This window comes from Rhodococcus sp. ARP2, assembly GCF_001029585.1.
In the GTDB taxonomy this organism is placed as follows: domain Bacteria; phylum Actinomycetota; class Actinomycetes; order Mycobacteriales; family Mycobacteriaceae; genus Rhodococcus_F; species Rhodococcus_F erythropolis.
This window is the reverse complement of sequence record NZ_LEKE01000046.1, coordinates 1-19972: the sequence shown is the minus strand read 5'-3', so window position 1 is coordinate 19972 and position 19972 is coordinate 1. Positions and strand designations below refer to the sequence as shown.

Below are 19972 nucleotides of genomic sequence, written 5' to 3'. Positions count from 1 at the left end.
GGACCGCGCGATTGTGGGGGATGATCGACGAGTGAGCAATGGCGAAGCACTCGAAAACCGTATTTCCGAAGACCAGTCGGACGGAGACCACAGCTCCGGCCGGCACGAGAACGGCGCGGCCACCTCGCCGCGATCTCAGGCCGTCGCGGTCGCCACCAACATCCCGGGCGCTCCCCCTGCAGCTACCAAGGCAGAGCTACCCGAATTGCTCGTCGGACTTCCCGAGGATCGTTACCTAAACCGCGAACTCAGCTGGCTCGATTTCAATGCTCGTGTTCTCGCATTGGCTGCCGACGAGTCACTGCCGTTGCTCGAACGCGCAAAGTTCCTCGCCATCTTCGCTTCCAATCTCGACGAATTTTTCATGGTCCGGGTCGCCGGACTCAAGCGCCGCGACGAGACGGGACTGTCGGTCAGGTCCGCCGACGGCCTCTCCCCACGCGAACAATTGGCGCTCATTGCGCGTCGCACCCAGGAACTCGCCGACAAGCACGCACACGTGTTTCTCGACTCGGTCCGCCCTGCCCTGGCGGCAGAAGGCATTTCAATTGTTCGATGGGCCGACCTCAGCGCCGACGATCACGGCCGGCTATCGGCGCATTTCCACGAGCAGGTCTTCCCGGTACTGACGCCGTTGGCAGTCGATCACGCCCACCCGTTCCCCTACATCAGCGGACTGAGCCTCAACCTCGCCGTGACAGTGAAGGACTCCGTCACCCGCGGCGAACACTTCGCTCGCGTCAAGGTTCCCGACAACGTCGGCCGGTTCGTGCGAGTCAAGAGCACGACGTCTTCGTCCACCATCGATTCGTTCCTCCCGATGGAAGAACTGATTTCGGCTCATCTGGACGTGCTGTTCCCCGGAATGGAAATCGTCGAACATCACGCCTTCCGAATCACACGCAACGCTGATTTCGAGGTCGAAGAGGATCGGGACGAGGATCTGCTGCAGGCACTCGAACGTGAATTGGCGCGTCGTCGTTTCGGTTCGCCCGTTCGCCTCGAAGTTGCCGACGACATGACCGAGCACATGCTCGAACTGCTTCTGCGTGAACTCGACGTCGATCCGGCCGACGTGATCGAGGTTTCCGGGCTCCTCGACTTGTCCTGCCTCTGGCAGGTTTACGCCGTCGACCGCCCAGCACTCAAGGACGCGCCGTTCGTCCCGGCGACGCATCCGGCGTTCGGCGAGCGTGAGACACCGAAGAGTGTGTTCTCGACCCTGCGCGAGGGCGACGTGCTCGTCCACCACCCTTACGACTCGTTTTCCACCAGCGTTCAACGCTTCATCGAACAGGCCGCGGCCGACCCGCAGGTGCTCGCGATCAAGCAGACCCTGTACCGAACTTCGGGCGACTCCCCCATCGTCAACGCACTGATCGACGCCGCCGAGGCCGGCAAGCAAGTTGTTGCCCTCGTGGAGATCAAGGCGCGCTTCGACGAGCAAGCCAACATCAAGTGGGCACGCAAACTCGAGCAGGCCGGCGTTCACGTCGTCTACGGTCTCGTCGGTCTCAAGACTCACTGCAAGACCTGCCTCGTCGTCAGGCGCGAAGGTTCGACAATTCGTCGCTACTGCCACATCGGCACCGGCAACTACAACCCGAAGACCGCGCGCATGTACGAGGACGTCGGATTGCTCACCGCAGCACCGGAGATCGGTGCTGACCTCACCGACCTCTTCAACTCGCTGACCGGATACTCCCGAAAGACGAGCTACCGCAACCTTCTCGTTGCGCCGTACGGGGTTCGCCGCGGGATCATCGAGCGGATCGACAACGAGATCGCTCACAAGCTCGCAGGCCGCGATGCCGGTATCCGCTTGAAAGCCAACGCATTGGTCGACGAGCAGGTCATCGACGCGTTGTACCGCGCGTCCAAGGCCGGTATCCCCGTCGAGATCGTGGTCCGCGGAATCTGCGCGCTCAAGCCGGGTGTTCCGGGCCTCAGCGAAAACATCGAAGTACGTTCCATTCTCGGGCGGTTCCTCGAACACTCGCGAATGTTCCATTTCCGCTCGGCCGACGAATTCTGGATCGGCAGCGCAGACATGATGCACCGCAACCTCGATCGCCGCGTCGAGGTCATGGTGCAGGTCAAGGATCCGAAACTGTCGAAGCAACTCGGTGACATCTTCGATTCCGCTCTCGATCCGCGAACTCGCTGCTGGGTACTGCATCCGGGCGGCAGTTGGGTCGCTGCTCCCGAACGCGGTGAGGACGTACGTGAGCATCAACAGTCGTTGATGCGCAGCCGCACCGCCAGCGGGTCTTGACGGGCTCGGATCACACCATGAGCGACAAGCCGGTCAAAGCCAACATCTTTGCCGCAGGCGCGGTTCTGTGGCGGAAGGCTCCCCAGGATCCTTCCGCCATCGAGATCGCCGTCGTACATCGACCGAAGTACGACGACTGGTCATTCCCCAAAGGAAAGCTCGATCCAGGCGAGACCTTCTTGACCGCAGCAGTTCGCGAGGTCCGCGAAGAGACCTCGATCACCGGACGTTTCGGAAGGCACCTCGGTGGCGTGACGTACCCGATCCCGGGACATCGCAAACTCAAACGAGTCGAATACTGGTCGGCCGAAGCAGTCGACGGAGATTTCGGGCCGAATAACGAAGTAGATGTTCTCTATTGGCTTCCGGTCGCCGAGGTCGCCGATCATCTTTCCTACCCGATGGATCGAATGATTCTTCGCCGCTTCGTTTCCATTCGGCCTGATACGAAAACGGTATTACTCGTCCGCCACGCAAAGGCTGGAAGTCGTAAGCGGTACAAGGGCGACGACAATTTGCGTCCACTCGACGCCAAGGGCAAAGAGCAATCCGCCGCCTTGGTCGAACAGCTGAAAATCTTCGGAGCCGATTCGGTTTTCGCGGCTGACCGTACGCGCTGCATCGACACCGTAATGCCGTTGGCGGAGGCATTGGGTGTCGAGATTTCAACGGAACCTCTTCTGACCGAAGAAGGTTACGAGGCCGATCCCGACGCCGCTCGGGCACGTGCGCTGCAGATCGCCGCACTGGAGGGCACTCCCGTGATCTGCAGCCAAGGAGGCGTCATCCCCGATTTGATGCGCTGGTGGGCTGATACGGCCGGTGTAACACTGCCCTCTGCACGCAACCGTAAGGCGAGCACTTGGGTGCTCTCGTTCCTCGACGGCCGCCTCGTCGCCGCCGATCACCTCGACAGCCCGCTCCCCAAAGTCGCCAACTCCTGAGGGATTTGGACCAACCGGCCCCAGTTCGATTCGGTAGTTTTGCAAAGCACTGAAACACAGGAGAATTCACACTTCTCCCAGACAGCAAAAAGAGGTGCAGCCGCGGATCAGATCCGCGGCTGCACCTCTTTGTCTTACGGCATCGGGTTTTTCACCCGAACGCGACTACTTTCCGCGCTTGGCCGGAGCCTTCTTGGCCGGAGCCTTCTTGGCTGCGGTCTTTGCCGGAGCCTTCTTGGCCGGAGCCTTCTTGGCCGGAGCCTTGGCTGCGGTCTTGGCCGGAGCCTTCTTGGCGGGAGCCTTGGTGGCAACCGTCTTCTTGGCTGCGGTCTTGGCCGGAGCCTTCTTGGCGGGAGCCTTGGTGGCAACCGTCTTCTTGGCTGCGGTCTTGGCCGGAGCCTTCTTGGCGGGAGCCTTCGCGGCAACCGTCTTCTTGGCTGCGGTCTTGGCCGGAGCCTTCTTTGCCGGAGCCTTCTTGGCTGCGGTCTTCTTGGCAGCAGCCTTCTTGGCTGCAGCCTTGGTGGCCGGTGCTGCTACGCCACGCTTGACTGCCGGGCCGGTGGCCGGAAGCTTCTGTCCACCAGCGATAACAGCCTTGAACTGCGCACCCGGACGGAAAGCCGGAACCGACGTCGGCTTGACCTTGACGGTCTCGCCCGTACGCGGGTTGCGTGCAACACGTGCTGCACGACGACGCTGCTCGAAGACTCCGAAGCCGGTGATGGTCACGCTCTCGCCACGGTGGACGGCGCGGACGATGGTGTCCACGACGTGCTCCACTGCGTCGGTCGCTGTGCGCCTGTCCGAACCCAGCTTTTCAGTCAGAACATCGATGAGCTCTGCCTTGTTCATTGAAATTCCTCCGCTAATTGTGGTCCACCGTCGGACCGACTGAGAACCACGGTAAACCTGATAACGGCAAGAGTCTATGTGCCACGCCAATTCTCATTCAACGTGACTGCGAAATGGTGACCTATTTCTCTTCCCGCGCGGAGTTGCGGATTTCGGTTCAGCCCTGCGAAATTCGGGCTGGAAGGGTAGTCGGTTTCCATGAAGGCCTTGACTTTTCGAACTCGGAAATCGCTTCTACCTGCCGCAATGTCAGTCCGATGTCGTCGAGACCCTCCAGCAGACGCCACCGTGTGTAGTCGTCAATATTGAACGGCACCACCGTAGTTCCGGCGCTCACGGTCCGATTCTCGAGATCTACTGTCAATTCCAGTCCGGGCTGCTCTTCGAGCAACTTCCAGAGCAATTCGACGTCACTCTGCTCGACCTGTGCCGCTACGAGACCGGCTTTTCCGGCGTTCCCGCGGAAGATGTCGGCGAACCGGGAAGCGATGACGACCCGAAATCCGAAGTCGGAGAGAGCCCACACGGCATGCTCACGCGAAGAGCCCGTGCCGAAATCGGGACCGGCTACGAGGACACTTCCCTTGTCGTACGGAGCCAGATTGAGAATGAAGTTGGGGTCGGTGCGCCAGCCTGCAAACAGCCCGTCCTCGAATCCCGTGCGCGTCACCCGTTTCAGGTACACGGCAGGGATGATCTGATCGGTATCGACATTCGAGCGTCGCAGCGGGACGCCGATACCCTTGTGCGTGGTAAAGGATTCCATCGAAATTCTCCTCGAGATGGTAAGTGGGTCAGACCAGATCGGCCGGTGCCGAGAGCGTTCCGCGGACCGCCGTGGCAGCCGCGACGAGCGGGGAAACCAGATGGGTCCGACCGCCTTTACCCTGTCGGCCTTCGAAATTCCGGTTGGACGTCGATGCCGAACGCTCGCCGGGAGCAAGCTGGTCAGGGTTCATTCCCAAACACATCGAGCAACCGGCCTGGCGCCATTCGGCCCCTGCCGCCGTGAAGATTTCACCGAGACCTTCACTTTCGGCTTGAGCACGCACCCGCATCGAGCCGGGAACGATGAGCATCCGAACGCCCTCTGCCACATGGCGACCCTCGAGCACCTCGGCCACCGCGCGCAGATCTTCGATGCGTCCGTTGGTGCACGAACCGACGAAGACGGTGTCGACAGCAACATCCCGAAGCGCCATGCCGGCGTCGAGACCCATGTAGGTGAGCGCCTTCTCGGCAGCCTGACGCTCGCTCTCGTCGACGATCAGTTCCGGATCGGGCACACGGTCACCGAGCGGTGCACCCTGTCCCGGATTGGTTCCCCACGTGACAAAAGGCGTCAATGCGCTTGCGTCGATGTGGACCTCGTTGTCGAATTCGGCGCCCTCGTCGGTCTTGAGCAACTCCCACGCGGCGACGGCTTCGTCCCACTCTGCGCCCGACGGTGCATGCGGACGGCCCTTGATGAACTCGTAAGTGGTCTCGTCCGGTGCGATCATGCCAGCACGGGCTCCGGCCTCGATCGACATGTTGCAGATGGTCATACGAGCTTCCATCGACAGTTTGCGAATGGCCTCGCCGCGGTACTCCAGGACGTAGCCCTGGCCGCCGCCGGTGCCGATCTTGGCGATGACTGCCAGGATCAAGTCCTTGCTCGTGACGCCAGGAGGCAGCTCGCCGTCGACCGTGATCGCCATGGTCTTGAAGGGGCGCAACGACAATGTCTGCGTCGCCATCACGTGCTCGACCTCGCTGGTGCCGATTCCCATTGCGAGCGCACCGAATGCGCCGTGCGTCGACGTATGACTGTCGCCGCACACCACGGTGGTTCCCGGCTGAGTCAGGCCGAGCTGCGGTCCGACCACATGCACGATGCCCTGATCGAGATCGCCCATGCGGTGCAAGCGAACTCCGAACTCCTCGCAATTTCGGCGCAAGGTGTCGACCTGAGTCTTGGACACGGGATCGGCGATCGGCTTGTCGATGTCGATCGTCGGAACGTTGTGGTCCTCGGTGGCGATCGTCAGGTCGGGACGGCGCAACGGGCGTCCGGCCAAGCGAAGTCCGTCGAATGCCTGCGGGCTCGTCACTTCGTGAACGAGGTGGAGATCGATGTAGATGAGGTCGGGATCCTGCCCCTCCCCTTTCACGACAACGTGGTCGTCCCACACCTTCTCGGCGAGAGTGCGTGCTTTCTGTGCCATGTCTTCCACCTCTGTACGTAGCCTCGCGTCGGCGGACTACGGGCTGGCCCGCCGCGCGTGAAGTAGGTCCCCAGCCCTCGCAGCAGATGCAGACTGCCCCTAGGAAATGCACTAGCCCTTCAGCAAATGCGCTAGTCCACCAGGAAATGCGCTATCATCCCACTATGCGAGAAACTGGTATCGACCTATGAGACAGCATAGCGGCATCGGCGTCCTGGACAAAGCAATGGGCGTTCTTCATGCAGTAGCTGAGGAACCGTGCAGCCTCACCGAACTCTGTGCACGAACCGGTTTGCCGCGCGCGACCGCCCATAGACTCGCCGTCGGTCTCGAAGTCCATCGACTCCTCACACGCGACTCGGACGGTCAGTGGTGCCCAGGACCCGGACTCGCCGAACTCGCTGCCACCGCTAATGATCCACTCATTGCGGCGGCCGGACTCATCCTCCCCCGCCTTCGCGAAATCACCGGCGAAAGCGTCCAGCTGTACCGCCGGGAAGGCACCCAACGCATCTGCGTCGCGTCGATGGAACCGCCCACGGGCCTTCGCGACACAGTTCTCGTCGGGGCCAGGCTGCCGATGAATGCCGGTTCCGGCGCCAAGGTCCTTCTCGCATGGGCAGATCCACAAACCCAACGGACCGTTCTCGCCGATGCGTCGTTCGGCGAACGAGTGCTACTCGAGGTTCGCCGGCGCGGCTGGGCACAGAGTGCAGCCGAACGTGAGCCGGGTGTCGCCAGCGTCGCGGCTCCCGTCCGAGACTCGGCAGGCGCTGTCATTGCCGCGATTTCGGTCTCCGGCCCCATCGATCGGATGGGTAGACGACCGGGAGCCCGCTGGGCGGCGGACCTTCTCGCAGCTGCCGAAGCGCTCCACAAGCGTCTGTAATTCGTGACACAGTAAGGCCTTCAGATCCTCGAGCACGTAGGAGTACGACGCGACCATGGCAGGAAAGCAGCGTAGTCAGATCACGATGACCGAGGCCGAAATTTCGAGCTTCGTCGAAAAGAGCCGTACGGCAACGATGGCGACGTTGAGCGCCGACGGAATGCCTCACCTGATCGCGATGTGGTTTGCGATAGTCGACGGCGAAATCTGGTTCGAAACCAAAGCCAAGTCGCAGAAGGCGGTCAATCTTCGCCGGGACACCCGTATGTCCGTCCTGATCGAAGACGGTCTGACGTACGACACGCTGCGAGGAGTCTCGATGGAGGGCACCGGAGTGATCGTCGAAGATCCGGAAGCTCTCTTTGCCGTGGGAATCAGTGTCTGGGAGCGATACACGGGCCCGTACACAGAGGATCTCCGCCCGGCCGTCGACGCGATGCTCCACAAGCGCGTCGCGGTACGGTTCGTTCCCGATCGAACTCGTTCGTGGGATCACCGCAAGCTCGGGATGCCGGCGATGCCTCTTTCCGGTTCTACTGCACCATCGCCGTAGACCCCGAGATTCGTGAAGCGAAATTCACGAGCTTTCGAATTCGGGCCGGCGTAGTTTCACCAACAGGCCCAACAACAAGGAGTGAGCATATGAGCGATCTCGACAGCAACACCCCGTCGGAACCCGAATCCCAATCGGAGGAAACCAAACGAAAGTTCCGTGAAGCCCTCGAACGGAAGAATCATCAGAACGCCAAATCGACCGACCATCGCGACGGACAGTCCAAGGTCCACAACACGCATGGCCCGGCCGATCACAAGCGAGAGTTCCGCCGTAAGAGCGGATAGCCGATCGCGGACAACAGAGTGAGATGACGATCACCCCCAGTCGAATTCGACTGGGGGTGATCGTTTTTCGCATCGCCGGAAACATTTCCCATACATACGAAAAGACCCTCCGATCAATGATCGGAGGGTCTTTCCTTTGTAGCCCCGACGGGATTCGAACCCGCGCTACCGCCTTGAGAGGGCGGCGTCCTAGGCCGCTAGACGACGGGGCCAGGACACGCTTTTAAACGTGGTATTCATTCTTGCTCTTGGATGCTCAGCAAGCTTAGCTTGTCTGAGTCCGGCCACAAAATCGACCGGATTTCCGCTGGGGTACCAGGACTCGAACCTAGAATGGCGGTACCAGAAACCGCTGTGTTGCCAATTACACCATACCCCAAGGTCTTGCTCACCAGCCTTGCCCGATCCGCTTCGCTGTTGTGCTCGGCGGCTCGTCTCCGGCCGAAAAGAAGATTACCAGTACCCCTGCCCCAAATACCAAATCGTATGGTCACGGAAGGTTTTTGCTTCATTTTCGGCCGGAAGACAGTCCGATCTAGGCAGTTACCGCTGCCCTACCGGCGCGCAACCGAGCAATCGAGACCTCACGACCGAGCAATTCCATCGACTCGTACAGCGGAGGGCTGATGTGAGAGCCGGTGATCGCGACCCGAACCGGAGCGAAGGCCTTACGCGGTTTGAGCTCCAGATCCTCGATGAGGGCCTTCTTGAGTGCTTCCTCGATACTGGCCGCAGTCCACTCCGAGGTTGCCTCGAGCGCCGCAAGAGACGCGTCCAGGACCGGACCAGCGTCTTCCTTCAGGTTCTTTGCCGCCGCGGCCGGATCGAGAGCAAACGACGCCTCGTCGACGAACAGGAACTTCAGCAGATCCCACGCGTCGGACAGGACGACGATGCGCGTCTGCACGAGGTCCGCCGCAACAGTGAACGTGGCTTCATCGACGTCGGCGCTGATGTGGCCGTGCTCCACCAGGAACGACTTCAGGCGGGCCGCGAAGTCGGCCGGCTGGAGCAAGCGAATGTGCTCGGCATTGATCGCGTCGGCCTTTTTCTGGTCGAAGCGCGCGGGGTTGGAGTTGACCTTGGAGACGTCGAAGGCCGCAACCATCTCGTCGAGAGAGAAGACGTCGTGATCGTCGGCGATGCTCCACCCGAGCAGCGCCAAGTAGTTCAGCAGTCCCTCGGGAATGAAGCCCCGATCGCGGTGAATGAAGAGGTTGGACTCGGGATCGCGCTTGGAAAGCTTCTTGTTGCCCTGACCCATCACGAAAGGCAGGTGCCCGAACGACGGTGTGAAATCGGCGACACCGATGCGGATCAAAGCCTCGTACAACGCGAGCTGACGCGGGGTCGAGGACAGCAGGTCCTCACCGCGCAGTACGTGAGTGATCTTCATCAACGCGTCGTCGACGGGGTTGACCAGCGTGTACAGCGGAATACCGTTCCCGCGAGTCAACGCGAAGTCCGGAACGGTGCCTGCCTTGAACGTGGTCTCGCCGCGAACCAGGTCGTTCCACGTCAGGTCGTGGTCGGGCATCCGGAGGCGGACGACCGGCTTGCGACCCTCGGCGACGTAGGCAGCGCGCTGCTCGTCGCTGAGGTCGCGATCGAAGTTGTCGTATCCGAGCTTCGGGTCGCGTCCGGCCGCCTTGTGTCGCGCTTCGACCTCTTCATTGGTCGAGTAGGACTCGTAGGCCTCGCCCGCGGCCAGCAACTTGGCAACGACGTCGAGATGCAGGTCGCGACGCTCGGACTGGCGATACGGTGCGTGCGGCCCACCGACCTCCGGGCCCTCGTCCCAATTGAGCCCCAACCAGCGGAGGGCGTCGAGGATGGCCTGGTAGGACTCTTCACTGTCGCGCTGCGCATCGGTGTCTTCGATACGGAACACGAACGTGCCGCCGTGGTGTCGTGCGAATGCCCAGTTGAACAAGGCGGTGCGCACCAAACCTACGTGCGGGGTTCCGGTGGGTGACGGACAGAAACGGACGCGTACTTCGCTGTTGGTCATGGCTCACTTGGCTCGGCGATGATGGATGGTCGTACTACAGGTTAGTCCCGCAGCGCTTCCTCCATCCCGCCGATCACTTACCCGGCAGGACGTTGATACGTGTCATGTCACCGTCGTAGTAGGCGAGCAGTCGCTTGTCCATGACCTTTCGCCACAGCGGCGGCACCCACGCGCACACGATCATGACCGCGTAACCCGCTGGAAGTTGCGGCGCTTCGGCCGCACTGCGCAGGCTCTGGTACCGCAGACGCGGATTCGCGTGATGGTCACTGTGACGCTGAAGTTGATAGAGGAACAGATTGCTGACGACGTGGTCGCTGTTCCAGCTGTCCTCGGGCGAGCAGCGAACGTACGAGCCGTCAGGCCGCTTCGCACGTAGCAAGCCGTAGTGCTCGAGATAGTTGGCGGTCTCGAGGAACGTGAATCCGGCGATCGCCTGAACGGCCAGCCACGGTGCGATTTCCCACCCGAACACCGCGATCAGGCTGCCGAACAGGACAACACTCATCGCCCACGCGTTCAGGATGTTGTTCCGATAGCTCCACGTCCGTCTGCCTTGACGCTGAAGGCGAGCGCTTTCGATCCGCCATCCCGAGCGCAAGCCGCCGATGACACTGCGCGGCAAGAAGAACCAGAAGTTTTCCTTGTATCGCGAACTGGCCGGATCCTCCGGCGTCGCGACACGGACGTGGTGACCATGGTTGTGCTCGACGTAGAAATGGCCGTAAAAGGACTGTGCCAGCGCTACTTTCGCGAGCCACTTCTCGAGCTTTTCGCTCTTGTGCCCCAATTCATGCGCCGCGTTGATCCCAACACCGGCAACCACGCCGGCAGTCATCGCGAGCGCGAACTTCTCCCCCGCCGCCATCGGCGCGTTAACCCAGCACCAGGCGACGAACACGAGACCGACGTATTGGAGGGGCAGGAACAGATACGTGCACCAGCGGTAGAAACGATCCTCTTGCAATTCAGGGATCGCTTCGTCCGGCGGGCTGTTACCGTCCTCGCCCGCCAGTAGATCGATCAGGGGAATGACGATCACGATGAGCCAGGCCCCGATGGCCCAGAAGAGCCCGAGACTGAATTTGTCGACCAGGAACCACGCAGCGAACGGACTGAGAGGAACCAGCAAACCCAGTGGCCACAGGTAGCGCTTCTTGTCTCGCCACACCGGCCGCTGCCCGTTCCGCGCGTGCGCTGCCGCTGTCCGGGATGCTTCCGCGAAGGTCGTCATGTATCACCACGTTTCTGCGCAATCCACTCGATTGCCCCATCGGCTTCTATCCAGTTATCGGCCACCCTACTGCTCAGCGTTACATTTCAGGGAATTTGGTCTGTTACGAGCCGCGGCAGCAAACCGCGGGGCGAACCCTCCCAACCTCACCAAATCAGACATAACGCCAGGAGGATCATGAGTGAAGCTTCGCCTGGCTCATGAAACCCGCAGGTCAGTCCCAGGGCCTGATTACCTCGAACCGGAAGGCAATCCCAATCGGGCATCCGGCGTTAGTTACCATCTTGCAACTTTTCTTTGACAGACACCTCTCGACTCACACCACGACAGAGGCCCCATCCGGTGGGGATGGGGCCTCCGTAGTCACATGACGGACGAACCGGGTCAGATCAGTTCTTGGCGGTCACCGGGTTCGTGAGCGTGCCGATCCCCGAGACCGTGACCGACACGGAATCGCCGTCGACGATCGGGCCGACTCCGGCGGGGGTGCCGGTGAGGATGACGTCGCCGGGCAGGAGGGTCATCACCGCCGAGATCCACTCGATGATCTTCGGAATGTCGTGAAGCAGGAAGGCGGTGCTGCTGTCCTGCTTGACCTGACCGTTCACCTCGGTCTTGATGTCGACGTCGGACGCATCGAGGCTGGTTTCGATCCACGGACCGAGCGGGCAGAAGGTGTCGTGGCCCTTCGCGCGCGTCCATTGCCCGTCGTGACGCTGATGATCTCGCGCCGATACGTCGTTGGCGATCGTGTAGCCAAGGACCACGCTCAACGCCTTCGCCGCGGGTACGTCTTTGCAAGGCTGACCGATGACCACCGCGAGTTCACCCTCGAAATGCACCTCGTTGGACGTCGGAGGCAAGACGATCGGGGCGCCCGGGCCGACGATGGACGTATTGGGCTTGAGGAAGATCACCGGATCAGCCGGCGCCTCGCCGCCCATCTCCGCGATGTGATCTGCATAATTCTTGCCGATACAGATCACCTTGCTGGCGAGAATCGGAGCCAGCAGACGAACATCGGCAAGCGGCCAACTACGGCCGGTAAAGGTGGGGTTCCCGAACGGGTGCTCCGCAATTTCCTTGGCGACGAGGGCATCCTCTTCACCTTCGATACTGACGAACGCAACACCATCGGGACTGGCAATTCGACCAAGACGCATACTGGCCAGTCTATCGGGGTGTCGGAAACGACTGACGCGCGCAAGCCGTAAGGCTTACGCGCGTCAGTCTCGTGAAAGAAATCCTTACAGCGCTGCGGTGATCCGGTCGCCGATCTCGGTCGTGGAGATGGGGCCTTCGCCGCGCGTTGCCAGGTCGGCAGCGACCACAGCCTCGACGCGAGCGGCGTCGTCCTCGCGTCCGAGATGGCGAAGAAGCAGTGCGGCCGAGAGGATCGCGGCGGTGGGATCTGCGATTCCCTTGCCGGCGATGTCCGGAGCACTGCCGTGCACGGGCTCGAACATCGACGGGTTGGTACCGGAAGCGTCGATGTTTCCGCTTGCGGCCAAACCGATTCCACCGGTCACCGCACCGGCCAGGTCGGTGATGATGTCACCGAACAGGTTGTCCGTGACGATGACGTCGAACCGCGACGGGTCGGTCACCATGTAGATGGTGGCAGCGTCGATGTGGCAGTACGCGGTCTCGACGTCCGGGTACTCGGCCCCGACGGTCTCGATCGCACGCGTCCAGATTGCTCCCGCATTGGAGAGCACATTGGTCTTGTGGATCAGTGTGAGGTGCTTGGAACGTGTCTGCGCCAACGCGAATGCATAACGAACGACACGCTCGGCGCCGAACCAGGTGTTGATCGACACCTCGGTCGCGATCTCGTGATCGGTGCCGACGCGGATGGCGCCACCGTTTCCGGTGTACGGGCCTTCGGTGCCTTCACGAACCACGACGAAGTCGATCTCCGGCTGGGCCGCCAACGGCGACAGCGCACCCGGGTACAGCTGTGCGGGGCGAAGATTCACGTGATGATCGAGCTGGAAACGCATGTTCAGCAGCAGACCACGCTCGAGGATGCCGGGTGCGACGATCCGCGGATCACCGATGGCGCCCAACAGGATTGCGTCGTGCTGACGGATCTGGTCCAGCTCTTCCGCCGGGAGCAACTCGCCGGTGGCGTTGTAGCGACGGGCACCGAGATCGTATTCGGTGGTTTCCAGATCCGGAACCAACTTGCCGAGCACCTTGAGTGCTTCGGCTGTGACCTCGACACCGATTCCGTCGCCCGGAATGACCGCAAGCTTCATGGAGTCCTCATCTCAGTAGAACTGTGCGCCTTTATTAACCGCGGGCGGTTAATAAAGGCGCACAGCAAAAACAATCAGGAAAGGTCGACCTGGGCGACGCGAGCGTCGAGCTGCGAGACGATTGCCTCGACCTCGGCGTCTCCGACGACGCGATCGACGCGCAAGATGACCGTTGCGCCTTCGCCTTCGGCATCCTGGCTCAGTGCTGCGGCGAGGATGTCCACGCCCGCGTTACCGAGAACGGTGCCGAGGACACCGAGAACGCCCGGGCGATCGCTGTAGTGAACGACGATGTTGTGACCCTCGGCGCGCAGGTCGAAGCTGCGTCCGTTGATGTTGACGATCTTCTCGACCTGCTGCAGACCGGTGAGTGCGCCCGTGACCGACGTGACCGTGCCGTCCGCGGCAACTGCGCGAACCTCGACCGCGCTGCGGTGAGCAAGAGCCTCGGAGTGCTTCTCGACCGATACGGTGACGCCGCGCTGCTCGGCCAGTGCCGGAGCGTTGACGAACGTGACGGCCTCGTCGCTGCTGGCGGAGAACACGCCGCGCAGTGCGGCCAGGCCGAGGATGTCGACGGTTTCGGCAGACAGCTCGCCGGTGGCGACAACCTGCACGGTCTGCACAGCTTCGGGCGACAACGTCGCAGCGAGGAGACCGAGCTTGCGGACCAGCTCGAGCCACGGAGCAACTTCTTCTCCGACGGGGCCGCCGGAGACGTTGACAGCCTCGGGAACGAATTCGCCCGCCAGAGCGAGGAGAACACTCTTCGCCACGTCGATGCCTGCGCGGTCCTGAGCCTCGGACGTCGATGCTCCGAGGTGCGGGGTGACGACGACGTTGTCGAGCTCGAAGAGCTTGGAATCGGTGCACGGCTCGGTGCTGAACACGTCGAGACCGGCGCCGCGGACCTTGCCGGAGACCAGTGCGTCGTAGAGCGCGTCTTCGTCGATCAGACCACCGCGGGCGGCGTTGACGATGATGACGCCGTCCTTGGCCTTGGCGAGACGCTCGGCGTTGATCAGGCCGGCCGTTTCCTTGGTCTTGGGCAGGTGCACGGAGATGAAGTCGGCGCGCTCGACGAGCTCGTCGATGGTGACCAGTTCGATGCCGAGCTGCGCGGCGCGAGCTGCGGGCAAGTAGGGGTCGTACGCGATGATGGTGGTTTCGAACGCGGCGAGACGCTGCGCGAACAGCTGGCCGATGCGGCCGAGTCCGACAACGCCGACGGTCTTGCCGAGGATCTCGACGCCGTTGAACTTGCTTCGCTTCCAGGTGTTCTCACGCAGTGTCTTGTCTGCTGCGGGAATCTGGCGAGCGGTCGACATGAGCAGAGCAACTGCGTGCTCGGCTGCCGAGTGGATGTTGGAGGTCGGTGCATTGACGACCATCACGCCGCGCTCGGTGGCTGCGGGGATCTCGACGTTGTCCAGGCCGACACCGGCGCGGCCGATGATCTTCAGCTTGGTGCCTGCGGCCAGAACCTCGGCGTCGACGGTGGTGGCGGAACGGACGAGAATCGCGTCGGCCTCGGGTACCGCGGCGAGCAGCGCCGGGCGGTCGGGTCCGTCGACCCAACGCACCTCCACACCGTCACCGAGCGCCTCGACTGTGGACGGCGCGAGCTTGTCGGCGATCAGAACAACGGGACGGCCAGGCTGGCTCACGTGCAAACTCCCTGATTAGGTGGGTGTGAAGGTGGTTTAACCACCGATAGTTTAGTGCGCGCTCACTTCGAATCCACAACGCGGTAGGCGATACCACATAGTGGACACTTTCGCGGGCGAATTCTCGATGGAATATGAATCCGGACTCAGCCGGCCCGGAAAACGACTCCGGCCCAATGCCGCGCTGGTTCAACGTAATTGAACCGGCGCGACATCAGGCCAGTGGAGACGTGGAGCGTGAAACTACGAATTACGCGGTTTCGGTGATCGGACGATCGACCCAGCTCATCAGGTCGCGCAGCTTCTTGCCGGTGACCTCGATGGGGTGCTCGGCGTTGGCCTTGCGCAGGCCTTCGAGCTCGGTGTTGCCGTTCTCGACGTTGGCAACCAGACGACGGGTGAACTCGCCGGACTGGATGTCGGCCAGGATCGCCTTCATGCGCTCCTTGGTGTCGGCGTCGATGACGCGCGGGCCGGAGAGGTATCCACCGAACTCAGCGGTGTCGGACACCGAGTAGTTCATGCGGGCGATGCCACCCTCGTACATGAGGTCGACGATGAGCTTGAGCTCGTGCAGAACCTCGAAGTACGCCATCTCGGGTGCGTAGCCGGCCTCGACCATGACCTCGAAACCGGTCTTGACCAGTTCCTCGGTGCCGCCGCAGAGCACAGCCTGCTCGCCGAAGAGGTCCGTCTCGGTCTCTTCCTTGAACGTGGTCTTGATGACGCCTGCGCGGGTTCCGCCGATGCCCTTGGCGTAGGACAGAGCGAGAGCCTGGCCTTCACCCTTGGGATCCTGGTCGATGGCGATGAGCGCGGGAACGCCCTTGCCGTCGACAAACTGACGACGCACCAGGTGGCCCGGTCCCTTGGGGGCAACCATGCCGACGGTGACGAACTCCGGAGCCTTGATCAGGTCGAAGTGAATGTTCAGGCCGTGACCGAAGAACAGCGCGTCGCCGTCCTTGAGGTTCGGCTCGATGTCGTTGGTGAAAATGCTGGCCTGAGCGGTGTCAGGTGCGAGCACCATGATGACGTCGGCCCATTCGGAAACCTCGGCCGGCGTACCGACTGTCAGGCCCTGCTCCTGCGCCTTTTCGCGGGACTTGGAGCCCTCCTTGAGGCCGATGCGCACATCGACGCCCGAGTCACGCAGGCTCAGCGAATGGGCGTGGCCCTGGCTTCCGTAGCCGATCACAGCAACCTTGCGGCCCTGAATGATCGACAGATCGGCATCGTCGTCGTAGAACATCTCGACTGCCACAGTTCTCAACCTCTCCTTGGATTTTTACGTGTCTAAAAGTACTAGCGGGTGGCCGTGATCGACTTCGGCCCTCGACCGACTGCCACGACCCCGGACTGAACGATCTCCCGGATACCGTACGGATCAAGCATCCGCAGCAGTGCATCCAGCTTGGACCGAGTACCGGTCGCCTCGATGGTGACGGACTCCGGGGAGACGTCGATCACCTTGGCGCGGAACAGGTTCACCGTTTCGATGACCTGCGTGCGCACGCTTGCATCTGCGCGCACCTTGATGAGCACGAGCTCGCGAGCGACGGATGCTTCACCGTCCTGCTCGACGATCTTGATGACGTTGATCAGCTTGTTGAGCTGCTTCGTCACCTGCTCGAGAGGGAACTCGTCGACCGTGACGACGATGGTCATACGTGAGATCTCGGGGATCTCGGTTCCGCCCACCGCAAGGGATTCGATGTTGAATCCGCGGCGGGAGAAAAGTGCGGAGACGCGGGCCAGCACGCCTGGCTTGTCCTCGACGAGAACACTGAGGGTGTGACTGGTGCTCACTTCTGATCCTCCCCTGTGCCCGCGGCGGGTCCGGCTTGCTCGCGTGACATGGCTTCGTGGATGACGGCGGGCTCGGCAACTGCCTCGTCGTCGTCGAACAGCGGCCGGATGCCCCGGGCCGCCATGATTTCGTCGTTGCTCGTTCCGGCAGCGACCATCGGCCACACCTGTGCGTCGGCGGTGACGATGAAGTCGATCACGACAGGCTTGTCGTTGATGGACTGCGCCTCACGGATCGCAGCTTCGACATCTTCTTCGCGCTCGACACGAATTCCGTGGCAGCCCAATGCTTCTGCGAGCTTGACGAAGTCCGGGATGCGGATGGCACCGTGCGTTCCGAGGTTGGTGTTGGAGTAGCGCTCTTCGTAGAAGAGTGTCTGCCACTGACGCACCATGCCGAGGTTGCCGTTGTTGATGAGGGCAACCTTGATCGGGATACCTTCGAGTGCGCAGGTTGCGAGTTCCTGATTGGTCATCTGGAAGCAGCCGTCGCCGTCGATCGCCCACACCTCGGTGTCGGGCATGCCCATCTTGGCGCCCATGGCTGCGGGAACCGCGTACCCCATGGTGCCGAGCCCGCCCGAGTTGAGCCACGTGCGCGGCTTCTCGTAACCGACGAACTGCGCGGCCCACATCTGGTGCTGGCCGACGCCGGCACAGTAGATGGCATCCGGTCCGGCGAGCTTGCCGACGGTCTGGATGACGTACTCCGGGCTCAGCTGACCGTCGGTGGGACGGTCGTAGCTCAGCGGGTAGGTACGACGGATGTCGTTCAGGTACGCCCACCATTCCGAAAGTTCGAACGTGGTGCCCGTGGCCATGTCGGCACGGATAGCCTCGATGAGTTCGGTGATGACCTCTTTGCAGTCACCCACGATCGGGACGTCCGCGTACCGGTTCTTGCCGATCTCGGCCGGATCGATGTCGGCGTGGATGACCTTGGCATCGGGCGCGAAGGAATTCAGCTGACCGGTGACGCGGTCGTCGAAACGCGCGCCGAGGGTGATCAGGAGATCGCTGCGCTGCAGAGCGGCGACTGCGGCAACGGTGCCGTGCATTCCCGGCATACCGCAGTTGAGGTCGTGGCTGTCCGGGAACGCGCCGCGGGCCATCAGCGTGGTGACGACGGGGATACCGGTCAGCTCTGCCAATTCGAGCAGCTCCGGCGAGGAGTCCGACTTGATGACGCCGCCACCGACGTACAGAACCGGCGACTTGGCGTCGGCGATCAGACGTGCAGCTTCACGAACCTGCTTGCCGTGCGGCTTGGTGACCGGGCGGTAGCCCGGCAGACGCATCTCCGGCGGCCACGAGAACGTGGTCTGCGACTGCAGGATGTCCTTGGGGATATCGACCAGGACGGCGCCGGGGCGACCGCTGGCCGCGAGGTAGAAGGCTTCGGCCATGATGCGCGGGATGTCGATCGCGTCGGTGATCAGGAAGTTGTGCTTGGTGACCGGCATCGTGATGCCTGAGATGTCGGCTTCCTGGAAGCCGTCGGTACCGATCAGCGAGCGCGCCACCTGTCCGGTGATCGCGACGATCGGAACGGAGTCCATCTGCGCGTCGGCCAGTGGCGTGACCAGGTTGGTCGCACCGGGACCCGAGGTAGCCATGCAGACGCCGACCTTGCCGGTCGCCTGGGCGTAACCGGTGGCAGCGTGGCCTGCACCCTGCTCGTGGCGCACGAGCACGTGGCGGACCTTGACCGAATCGAAGAGTGGGTCGTAAACCGGGAGCACGGCACCGCCGGGAATGCCGAATACCGTGTCGACCTCGAGCTCTTCGAGGGCTCGAACCACAGACTGCGCGCCGGTTACCCGCTCAGGCGGGAGCTGGCGACGGTTGGCCGTCTGGGTTGCGGCAGCCGCGGTTGTCGGGCTCGGTGTCCCTGACTTGCGCGGCGTGGGTTGAGGCCGTGCTGTTGGTGCGCTCACTGGGAAATCCTCTGATTCTGGCTCCGGGCAACAAAAAACCCCCGTCAGCATCTGCTGAGCGAGGGTGGCGCGTCGTTATCTGGTGAGTTGAAAAATCGACTCAGGCGACGACGCGCCGGCCGATTACGAGCAACTCATTCTGTTTCACGCACTCGACAGTAGAGGCGCTAGTCGCGAACGGCAAACTTGGTGAGTCGACCGTCCCAGAATCTGAGATACATCGGCTGCAATGCGAAGATGTAGAGGTGTCAACTTCGCAGCAGCCCGTGCCACCGGCTCAATCATCCCACACGCCGAAACCACTTCGGCACGTCATCCGCATTTCGCAGCTCGCTTACATGGCGTGCGCGTTCCTCCTGTTCGCGGTCAGCTTCCCGATCTTCGGGTGGCCCGTCGCCTTCAGCTGGTTGCTGATCCTTCCGATCATCGCCGTCTATCTCGTCGCGCGACTGCGCACCACCGTCAGCCCTGACGGCCTCGAGGTCCGCTCGACGTTCTCCAAGCGCACCCTCGCCTGGGACGACGTCAAGGGTTTCCGCTTCCCGAAGCGCAGCTGGGCGCGCGCGGAACTCACCGACGGAACCGAGGTGACCCTGCCTGCGGTCAGCTTCGTCAGGCTTCCCGAGATCGCGATCGCCAGCGGCGGCCGCATCACTGATCCCTATGCATCGGCGGCAGAAGCCTTCGCCGCCAAGGAAGCCGAAGAGGAAGAAGCAGCTGCAGAAGCAGAAGCAGAATCCGAGGTCGCCGAGAACTCACAGGACCAGCCCGAAGAGAAGCGCCCGTAACACGCGAGTAGCGTTGGAAGGCCCTCGCTTCTATTTGAGTGGACCAGCAACGATCACATAAGGAACACGCCCATGCCCCCGTTGAGGTCACGCACCACCACCATCGGACGTAATGCTGCCGGAGCCCGATCCCTGTGGCGCGCCACAGGAATGACGGATTCCGACTTCGGAAAGCCGATCGTCGCCGTAGCGAACTCGTACACCCAGTTCGTACCCGGCCACGTGCATCTCAAGAACGTGGGCGAGATCGTTGCCGAG

At 62.1% G+C, this 19972-nt stretch carries 17 protein-coding genes, 2 tRNA genes and 1 pseudogene; 7 read left to right on the top strand and 13 right to left on the bottom strand.

The features are described 5' to 3' along the window. Positions 1–31: 31 nt before the first annotated feature. Positions 32–2275 (top strand): RNA degradosome polyphosphate kinase, encoded by a 2244-nt coding sequence (locus tag ABX74_RS10605; protein WP_047888812.1) that lies wholly within the window; start codon positions 32–34, stop codon positions 2273–2275. Positions 2276–2292: 17 nt separating this feature from the next. Next, positions 2293–3219 (top strand): bifunctional NUDIX hydrolase/histidine phosphatase family protein, encoded by a 927-nt coding sequence (locus ABX74_RS10600; protein WP_019747939.1) that lies wholly within the window; start codon positions 2293–2295, stop codon positions 3217–3219. Positions 3220–3384: 165 nt separating this feature from the next. Here the strand turns inward: ABX74_RS10600 and ABX74_RS10595 are convergent, their stop codons facing one another. From ABX74_RS10595 to leuC, 3 genes are all read right to left on the bottom strand, one after another. After that, entirely contained in the window at positions 3385–4071 is a 687-nt protein-coding gene (locus ABX74_RS10595) for an HU family DNA-binding protein (RefSeq protein ID WP_020907264.1), read from the bottom strand. 157 nt (positions 4072–4228) lie between these two features. Beyond that, positions 4229–4837: a 3-isopropylmalate dehydratase small subunit gene (gene leuD / locus ABX74_RS10590; RefSeq protein WP_019747937.1), complete on the bottom strand. Its 609-nt coding sequence runs from the start codon at positions 4835–4837 to the stop codon at positions 4229–4231. A 28-nt stretch (positions 4838–4865) separates the two neighbouring features. Continuing rightward, positions 4866–6287, bottom strand: a complete 1422-nt coding sequence (gene leuC, locus ABX74_RS10585; protein WP_019747936.1) for a 3-isopropylmalate dehydratase large subunit — start codon at positions 6285–6287, stop codon at positions 4866–4868. Between the two features lie 178 nt (positions 6288–6465). Between leuC and ABX74_RS10580 the strand changes: the two genes are divergently transcribed. The 3 genes from ABX74_RS10580 to ABX74_RS10570 all read left to right on the top strand — a co-directional run bounded on the left by ABX74_RS10580 (position 6466) and on the right by ABX74_RS10570 (position 8007). After that, complete coding sequence (locus tag ABX74_RS10580) at positions 6466–7167, top strand: IclR family transcriptional regulator (protein WP_007729342.1); 702 nt, start codon at positions 6466–6468, stop codon at positions 7165–7167. A 55-nt stretch (positions 7168–7222) separates the two neighbouring features. Then, positions 7223–7720 carry a pyridoxamine 5'-phosphate oxidase family protein gene (locus ABX74_RS10575; RefSeq protein ID WP_021333071.1) on the top strand — a complete coding sequence of 166 codons (498 nt, stop codon included), beginning with the start codon at positions 7223–7225 and terminating at the stop codon, positions 7718–7720. Positions 7721–7809: 89 nt separating this feature from the next. Continuing rightward, the gene (locus tag ABX74_RS10570; protein WP_007729345.1) at positions 7810–8007 is read left to right on the top strand and encodes a DUF5302 domain-containing protein; all 198 of its coding nucleotides are present in this window, start codon (positions 7810–7812) and stop codon (positions 8005–8007) included. Positions 8008–8146: 139 nt separating this feature from the next. On the opposite strand, the gene ABX74_RS10565 is transcribed toward ABX74_RS10570, so the two are convergent. From ABX74_RS10565 to ABX74_RS10520, 10 genes are all read right to left on the bottom strand, one after another. After that, positions 8147–8219 (bottom strand) — tRNA-Glu (locus ABX74_RS10565). 95 nt (positions 8220–8314) lie between these two features. Then, positions 8315–8386: transfer RNA gene (locus tag ABX74_RS10560), tRNA-Gln, on the bottom strand. A gap of 156 nt (positions 8387–8542) precedes the next feature. After that, entirely contained in the window at positions 8543–10018 is a 1476-nt protein-coding gene (gltX, locus tag ABX74_RS10555) for a glutamate--tRNA ligase (protein ID WP_019747934.1), read from the bottom strand. A gap of 73 nt (positions 10019–10091) precedes the next feature. After that, positions 10092–11252, bottom strand: a complete 1161-nt coding sequence (locus tag ABX74_RS10550; RefSeq protein WP_021333072.1) for an alkane 1-monooxygenase — start codon at positions 11250–11252, stop codon at positions 10092–10094. 389 nt (positions 11253–11641) lie between these two features. Beyond that, entirely contained in the window at positions 11642–12415 is a 774-nt protein-coding gene (locus ABX74_RS10545) for a fumarylacetoacetate hydrolase family protein (protein ID WP_020969311.1), read from the bottom strand. Positions 12416–12499: 84 nt separating this feature from the next. Then, positions 12500–13513: a 3-isopropylmalate dehydrogenase gene (locus ABX74_RS10540; RefSeq protein ID WP_019747931.1), complete on the bottom strand. Its 1014-nt coding sequence runs from the start codon at positions 13511–13513 to the stop codon at positions 12500–12502. Between the two features lie 74 nt (positions 13514–13587). Then, positions 13588–15180: a phosphoglycerate dehydrogenase gene (serA, locus tag ABX74_RS10535; protein ID WP_003944758.1), complete on the bottom strand. Its 1593-nt coding sequence runs from the start codon at positions 15178–15180 to the stop codon at positions 13588–13590. 250 nt (positions 15181–15430) lie between these two features. After that, positions 15431–16432: a ketol-acid reductoisomerase gene (gene ilvC, locus ABX74_RS10530; RefSeq protein WP_172436500.1), complete on the bottom strand. Its 1002-nt coding sequence runs from the start codon at positions 16430–16432 to the stop codon at positions 15431–15433. Positions 16433–16485: 53 nt separating this feature from the next. Beyond that, positions 16486–16989 carry an acetolactate synthase small subunit gene (ilvN, locus tag ABX74_RS10525; protein ID WP_003944718.1) on the bottom strand — a complete coding sequence of 168 codons (504 nt, stop codon included), beginning with the start codon at positions 16987–16989 and terminating at the stop codon, positions 16486–16488. Further along, a complete protein-coding gene (locus tag ABX74_RS10520; RefSeq protein ID WP_019747929.1) occupies positions 16986–18926 on the bottom strand; it encodes an acetolactate synthase large subunit in 1941 nt (646 codons plus the stop codon). Before ABX74_RS10520 ends, ilvN begins: the two co-directional genes overlap by 4 nt. A 266-nt stretch (positions 18927–19192) precedes the next feature. Between ABX74_RS10520 and ABX74_RS10515 the strand changes: the two genes are divergently transcribed. Both ABX74_RS10515 and ABX74_RS29885 read left to right on the top strand, forming a co-directional pair. Continuing rightward, the gene (locus tag ABX74_RS10515; protein ID WP_021333074.1) at positions 19193–19714 is read left to right on the top strand and encodes a PH domain-containing protein; all 522 of its coding nucleotides are present in this window, start codon (positions 19193–19195) and stop codon (positions 19712–19714) included. A gap of 72 nt (positions 19715–19786) precedes the next feature. After that, a pseudogene (locus tag ABX74_RS29885) lies at positions 19787–19972 on the top strand (dihydroxy-acid dehydratase); the annotation flags it as partial.

Coding starts and splice junctions, on each gene's coding strand:
- ABX74_RS10545 (WP_020969311.1), bottom strand. CDS start 12,415: ATGCGTCTTGGTCGAATTGCCAGTCCCGATGGTGTTGCGTTCGTCAGT.
- ABX74_RS10550 (WP_021333072.1), bottom strand. CDS start 11,252: ATGACGACCTTCGCGGAAGCATCCCGGACAGCGGCAGCGCACGCGCGG.
- leuD (WP_019747937.1), bottom strand. CDS start 4,837: ATGGAATCCTTTACCACGCACAAGGGTATCGGCGTCCCGCTGCGACGC.
- ABX74_RS10540 (WP_019747931.1), bottom strand. CDS start 13,513: ATGAAGCTTGCGGTCATTCCGGGCGACGGAATCGGTGTCGAGGTCACA.
- ilvC (WP_172436500.1), bottom strand. CDS start 16,432: ATGTTCTACGACGACGATGCCGATCTGTCGATCATTCAGGGCCGCAAG.
- ABX74_RS10595 (WP_020907264.1), bottom strand. CDS start 4,071: ATGAACAAGGCAGAGCTCATCGATGTTCTGACTGAAAAGCTGGGTTCG.
- ABX74_RS10570 (WP_007729345.1), top strand. CDS start 7,810: ATGAGCGATCTCGACAGCAACACCCCGTCGGAACCCGAATCCCAATCG.
- ABX74_RS10580 (WP_007729342.1), top strand. CDS start 6,466: ATGAGACAGCATAGCGGCATCGGCGTCCTGGACAAAGCAATGGGCGTT.
- ABX74_RS10600 (WP_019747939.1), top strand. CDS start 2,293: ATGAGCGACAAGCCGGTCAAAGCCAACATCTTTGCCGCAGGCGCGGTT.
- ABX74_RS10575 (WP_021333071.1), top strand. CDS start 7,223: ATGGCAGGAAAGCAGCGTAGTCAGATCACGATGACCGAGGCCGAAATT.
- gltX (WP_019747934.1), bottom strand. CDS start 10,018: ATGACCAACAGCGAAGTACGCGTCCGTTTCTGTCCGTCACCCACCGGA.